We start from the raw sequence: 5,415 nt of genomic DNA on the forward strand, positions 1-5,415 counted from the left end.
GTCACATCGAGCGACGCCGCCACGATGACGTCGACCGCTACGTCGCCCGACGGCTCGTCGGCGGCGGCATCCGCTCGATGGAGCTCGGGGAGTTCTGGTCGGCGACGGATGCCGCGGAGTGCTTCCGATGACGAGCGCGCCCGTCACCGGGGTGTCGCCTGGGGCGCGCGAGGTTGCGGCCACGCCGTCGAGCCTCGGACGACGCGCCGCCCGCCACGGGTAGCCTGCGCTCATGCAGTGGTGGAACGATCTCATCTCCTGGCTCACCTCGAGCGCAGCTCGGCCGACCGTCTACGCGGGCATCGTGCTCTTCGTCGCGGTCCTCGCGGCCGGCCTCCTGGCGGCGTGGATCGCGTCGGCGGCGATCCGCCGCGTCGTCGCCCAGCGCGACCGCGAGGCGAAGACCGCGGCCATCGCCGCACTCGTCGACGCGGCAACCGAGGCCTCCGTCTGGAACTCGCTCACTCCGCAGGAGCAGGTCCTGGCCGACCGCACCGTCGGCCAGGCGGACATCCTGGTGYGACTGCTGCCGATCCGCGGTTCCGACGTGGCCGCGAACTGGGCGGCCCACCAGCTGCACGAGCTGAAGCGCGCCTCCGCGACCTTCGGCTACCAGCTCGATCCGGCCGTCGTGGAGTTCCGTGATCGGATGCTCGACTGGGAGCGCCGCCCCTCGCGCGCCCGCAAGCAGTTCCAGAACGACCTGGTGCGCTGGCGCACGCAGCGGCAGGAGCCCGAGGTCGTCGCGGTCGAGGCGCAGGACGCCTGGGTCGCCGAGCAGCACCACGAGCGCTACCAGTCCGCGGCGACCATCGACGCGGGAGTCCGGTCGACCGACACGGCGCCCACGGCGACGCTCGACGACGCGCGCGCCTGAGGCCCAGGCGTCAAGCCCCCGGGCCCGACGGTCAGATCCACCAGTCGTCGAACATCGACACCGGCACGGCCCGCTTGTGGCGCGTCTGCAGGTAGCGCGCCTCGATGCGCTCCGCGATCCCGGGATCGATCTCCTGGCCCTCGAGGTAGGCGTCGATGTCGTGGTACGTCAGGCCGAGGTTCGCCTCGTCGGCCTGGCCGGGGTTCTCGTCGAGGAGATCCGCGGTCGGCACCTTCTGGTGCAGCTGCTCGGGCGCCTCGAGGTGGCGCAGCATCACGCGCCCCTGGCGCTTCGTGAGGCCGGTGAGGGGCAGGATGTCGGCGCCGCCGTCGCCGTACTTCGTGAAGAACCCGGTGACGGCCTCGGCGGCGTGATCCGTGCCGACCACGAGCAGCCCCTCCTCGCCAGCCAGGGCGTACTGCGCCACCATGCGCATGCGGGCCTTGACGTTGCCCTTGCCGAAGTCGCTGACGGGCTCGCCCACGGCGGCCTCGAACTCGGCGGCGAGCCCGTCGACGCCGCGTTTGATGTTGAACACGACGGTCTCGGGCGGCCGGATGTAGTCGAGCGCCGCCTGTGCATCGGCTTCGTCGCGCTGCACCCCGTAGGGCAGTCGGACGGCCACGAAGCGAGTGGGCTGGCCCTCGGCCACGAGCTCCTCGGCCGCCATCCGGCAGAGGAAGCCGGCGAGCGTCGAGTCCTGCCCGCCGCTGATGCCGAGCACGAACCCCTTCGCGCCGGTGGTCCGCACGTAGGTCTTGAGGAAGTCGATCCGGGCACGCACCTGCTCGGCGGGGTCGATGGTGGGGCTGACATTCAGTTCCGCGATGATTCTCGCCTGCAGGTCGCGCATGTCTCGACGATACCGCCGGGATGTTTCGCAGAGGCAACATCGACGTGGTCGTCGTGCCGCATTCCGGCCTGAACCTCCTCGCTCCGCTAGCATCGCGGCAGGCGCAGGACGGTGGCGCCGGAATCCGGGGGTGCGACGATGGACGTGTCGATCGGCACGCTGGTGCTGGTGCCGGCGATCGCGGTGGCGGCACCCCTGCTCGTGCGGGGGCTTGCCCGCTGGGTCGCGATCCCACTGGTGGTGTTCGAGATCCTGCTCGGCCTGCTCCTCGGCCCCGCTGTGCTCGGCTGGATCGTGCCCGACGACTTCGTGCAGTTCCTCTCCGAGTTCGGGCTGGCGATGCTCTTCTTCCTCGCCGGGAACGAGATCGACTTCGCCGCGATCCGCGGGCGCCCGATCACGCGAGCGGCGATCGGATGGATCATCTCCCTCGTCGCCGCCTTCAGCATCGCCGTGACGTTCGCCATCCACCCGTCGGCCGCCGTGTTCATCGCCATCGCGCTGACCTCGACCGCCCTCGGCACGATCATGCCCGTGCTGCGCGACTCKGGCGACCTGAAGACGCCGTTCGGCGTGGCGGTGATCGCGCTCGGCGCGGTTGGCGAGTTCGGGCCGCTCCTCGCGATCTCGATCTTCCTCGGCGGTCGCTCGCCGCTCATCGGGGCGCTGGTGCTCGCCGCGTTCGCGCTCGTCGCGGCCGCCGCCATCTGGCTGGCCGCCCGGGGTGCGGGCCGTCGCATGCACCGCATCATCACCGCCACCCTGCACACGAGCGGCCAGTTCGCGGTACGCCTGGTCGTGCTGGTCCTCGTCGTGCTCGTCGCACTGAGCGTCATCCTCGACCTCGACATGCTGCTCGGCGCCTTCACGGCGGGCGTGCTCTACCGGCTGCTCCTCTCGGGTGCGCCGCGCCACGACGTCGAGATCGTCGAAGGGAAGATCGAAGCCCTGGGCTACGGATTCCTCGTGCCGATCTTCTTCATCTACACCGGCGTGACGTTCGACCTGGCCGCGCTCTTCGCGAACCCCTGGACCATGGCGCTCCTCGTGCTCGGCGTCGTGATGCTCCTCGTCGTCCGGGGCCTGCCGTCCCTCCTCGCCGCACCGGCGGGCTCGAGCCGCCGTGACCTCGTCGCCACCGCCTTCTTCGGAGCCACCGGCCTGCCCATCATCGTCGCCGTGACGGCCATCGGCGTCGACCAGGGCGACCTGCCGAGCGGCACCGCCGCCGCGCTGGTCGGCGCCGGCATGCTCTCGGTGCTGGCGTTCCCGCTCGTGGCGTTGACCGTGCGCGGACGCGCGCCCGCGTCCTCCGCAGGAGCGGAAGACGACGACGTCGAGGTGCCCACCGAGGGCTGATCGGCGTCGACCGCTATGCTTGCGGGGTCGGCCCCCGTAGCTCAGCGGATAGAGCAGCAGCCTTCTAATCTGTCGGTCGCAGGTTCGATTCCTGCCGGGGGCACCGTCATGGGCCCCGCCGAGCAGCCCGGCGCACGACGGTCGCGTCATGCCGACCAGTCGCCAGCGTCGTCCGTCGGGCTCCTGTCCGACGGCCCCGGTAGACTCGCGGCATGGCAACCCCGAGCGACCGTCTGGTCTGGATCGACTGCGAGATGACCGGCCTCGACCTCGAGGCCGACGAACTCGTCGAGATCGCCGTCGTGATCACCGACTACGACCTGAACCCGGTGGATCCGGGGCTCAGCATCGTGATCAAGCCCGATGCGAGCGCCCTCGAGAACATKGGCGAGTTCGTGCGAGCGATGCACACCGAATCGGGCCTCATCGAGGAGATCCCCAACGGTGTGAGCGTCGCCGAAGCCGAGTACGAGGTGCTCGAGTACGTGCTCAAGCACGTGCCCGAGGAGCAGAAGGCTCCACTGGCGGGCAACTCCATCGGCACCGACCGCTCGTTCATCGCCAAGTTCATGCCGCGACTCGACGCGCACCTGCACTATCGCAACGTCGACGTCTCTTCGATCAAGGAGCTCGCGAAGCGCTGGTTCCCCCGGGCGTACTTCAACTCCCCCGCGAAGAACGGCGGCCACCGGGCCCTCGCCGACATCCTCGAGTCGATCCGTGAACTGCACTACTATCGCCGCGCGATCTTCGTCGCCGAGCCGGGACCGTCGAGCCACGACCTCCAGGCGCTGGCGGCCACCGTGGTGGACGAGTTCGACGCCAAGGTGTAGTAGTCTCTTTGAGTTGCCTGATCGCCCCGGCGGTCGACACATGGTGGGTATAGCTCAGTTGGTAGAGCGCCTGGTTGTGGTCCAGGAGGTCGCGGGTTCAAGCCCCGTTACTCACCCCAAGTCTTCTCCCGCCTCCGATCGGAGCCGACGCGGATCGGAGTCGCCGTGGAACTCGATGCGGAGGCCTTCGAGGCGATCGTCGTCGACGAACTCGACCTCCTCCCCGACGACATGATCGACGGTCTCGACAACGTCGTGTTCGTCGTGGAGGACCGCCCCGAAGACGGCTCGCTCGACCTGCTCGGCGTCTACGACGGCTACGCGCTGACCGAGCGCGATCGCTACGGCATGGGCGAGATGCCCGACCGGATCATCCTCTACCGAGAGCCGCTGCTCGCGATCGCCGACGACGAGCGTGAACTGCGCGACGAGATCCACATCACCCTCGTGCACGAGATCGCCCACTTCTACGGCATCGACGACGACCGGCTGCACGACCTGGGCTGGGCGTGAACCCGCCCGGGTTACGCTGAATCCATGGTTTCCCCCGGCCGGATCACCGGCATCGTCGTCGGCGCGCTCGCCATCCTCGGTCTCGGCGTCTACGGGCCTGCGATGCTCCTCGGCCCCCTGCCCGAGGTGTCCGTCGACGTGGATGCCGCGAGTGCGGCGGCAACCGAGGTCCCGCCGGTTGCGCTACCTGCGGCGGGCGCCAGCGCCCTCGCGGTCATCGACGATGAGGGGGCCGGCCAGGTGGTCGCGACCGCGGGCGATCCGGCAGCCGTGCCGATCGGCGGCGCCGCCAAGATGGTCACCTTGCTCGTGACCCTCGACTCGCTGCCGCTCACCGCAGACGCCGCGGGACCGGCGATCCCCATCGGTCCTGAGGACTACACCGACTACCTGCGCTACTCCGGCGAGGGGTCCCGGGCACTGCAGGTGTCGCCCGGCGAGACCTGGTCCGAACGCGACGTGGTGCGCGCGGTGCTCCTCGCCTCCAGCAACAATCACGCCGACACCCTCGTGCGCTGGGCGTTCGGCGGTGTCGAGCCCTACGTCGAGGCCGCGAACGCCTGGCTGGCCGAACAGGGCTTCACGTCGACGAAGGTCGATGACGCCACCGGGCTCTCGGGCGACAACGTCGGCTCAGCCGAGGAGCTCGCGCGACTCGCGGCCATGGTGACCGCCGACCCCGAGCTCGCGGCGATGCTGGAGGATCCCGACGCCGCGCCGGTCGGCGCGCGGAACGTTCCCGACCTCGTCGGCCGCTCGAGCGACGGCGCGGCCAGGGCCATCACCCGCAGCTTCACCGACGAGGCGGGCCTGAGCTACGTGTACACCGCCGAGCTCCCCGCGGCCGACGGCGCCGAGGGCCCCCGGCGCGTCACGGGCGCCATGCTGTTGATGCCCGACTACGAGACGCTCGACCCCGCGATCGCCGCGGCGGTCGAGTCGGCGTCGGCGGCGTCGGCACCGGTCACGGTGATCGCCGC

Annotated in this window: 6 protein-coding genes and 2 tRNA genes; 7 read left to right on the top strand and 1 reads right to left on the bottom strand. The window is 70.3% G+C overall.

The window, feature by feature from the left end; genetic code table 11:
* Window positions 1-232 precede the first annotated feature (232 nt).
* The gene (locus tag AC1DY2_RS14555) at window positions 233-877 is read left to right on the top strand and encodes a hypothetical protein (protein ID WP_476763074.1); all 645 of its coding nucleotides are present in this window, start codon (window positions 233-235) and stop codon (window positions 875-877) included.
* Between the two features lie 31 nt (window positions 878-908).
* Here AC1DY2_RS14555 and nadE read toward each other — a convergent pair whose 3' ends face one another.
* Window positions 909-1,730 carry an ammonia-dependent NAD(+) synthetase gene (nadE, locus tag AC1DY2_RS14560; RefSeq protein ID WP_476763075.1) on the bottom strand — a complete coding sequence of 274 codons (822 nt, stop codon included), beginning with the start codon at window positions 1,728-1,730 and terminating at the stop codon, window positions 909-911.
* Between the two features lie 138 nt (window positions 1,731-1,868).
* On the opposite strand from nadE, the gene AC1DY2_RS14565 reads away from it, so the two are divergent.
* The 6 genes from AC1DY2_RS14565 to AC1DY2_RS14590 form a co-directional block, all read left to right on the top strand.
* Window positions 1,869-3,089: a cation:proton antiporter gene (locus AC1DY2_RS14565; protein WP_476763076.1), complete on the top strand. Its 1,221-nt coding sequence runs from the start codon at window positions 1,869-1,871 to the stop codon at window positions 3,087-3,089.
* A gap of 30 nt (window positions 3,090-3,119) precedes the next feature.
* A tRNA-Arg gene (locus tag AC1DY2_RS14570) sits at window positions 3,120-3,192 on the top strand.
* A gap of 109 nt (window positions 3,193-3,301) precedes the next feature.
* Window positions 3,302-3,922, top strand: coding sequence for an oligoribonuclease (gene orn, locus AC1DY2_RS14575; protein ID WP_476763077.1), 621 nt, complete (start codon window positions 3,302-3,304; stop codon window positions 3,920-3,922).
* A gap of 43 nt (window positions 3,923-3,965) precedes the next feature.
* Window positions 3,966-4,041, top strand: a tRNA-His gene (locus tag AC1DY2_RS14580).
* 46 nt (window positions 4,042-4,087) lie between these two features.
* Window positions 4,088-4,435 (top strand): metallopeptidase family protein, encoded by a 348-nt coding sequence (locus tag AC1DY2_RS14585; RefSeq protein ID WP_476763078.1) that lies wholly within the window; start codon window positions 4,088-4,090, stop codon window positions 4,433-4,435.
* Window positions 4,436-4,459: 24 nt separating this feature from the next.
* A partial coding sequence (locus tag AC1DY2_RS14590; RefSeq protein ID WP_476763079.1) for a D-alanyl-D-alanine carboxypeptidase family protein occupies window positions 4,460-5,415 on the top strand: 956 nt, incomplete at its 3' end.

This window comes from Agromyces sp. P1_H4 (genome assembly GCF_056405255.1).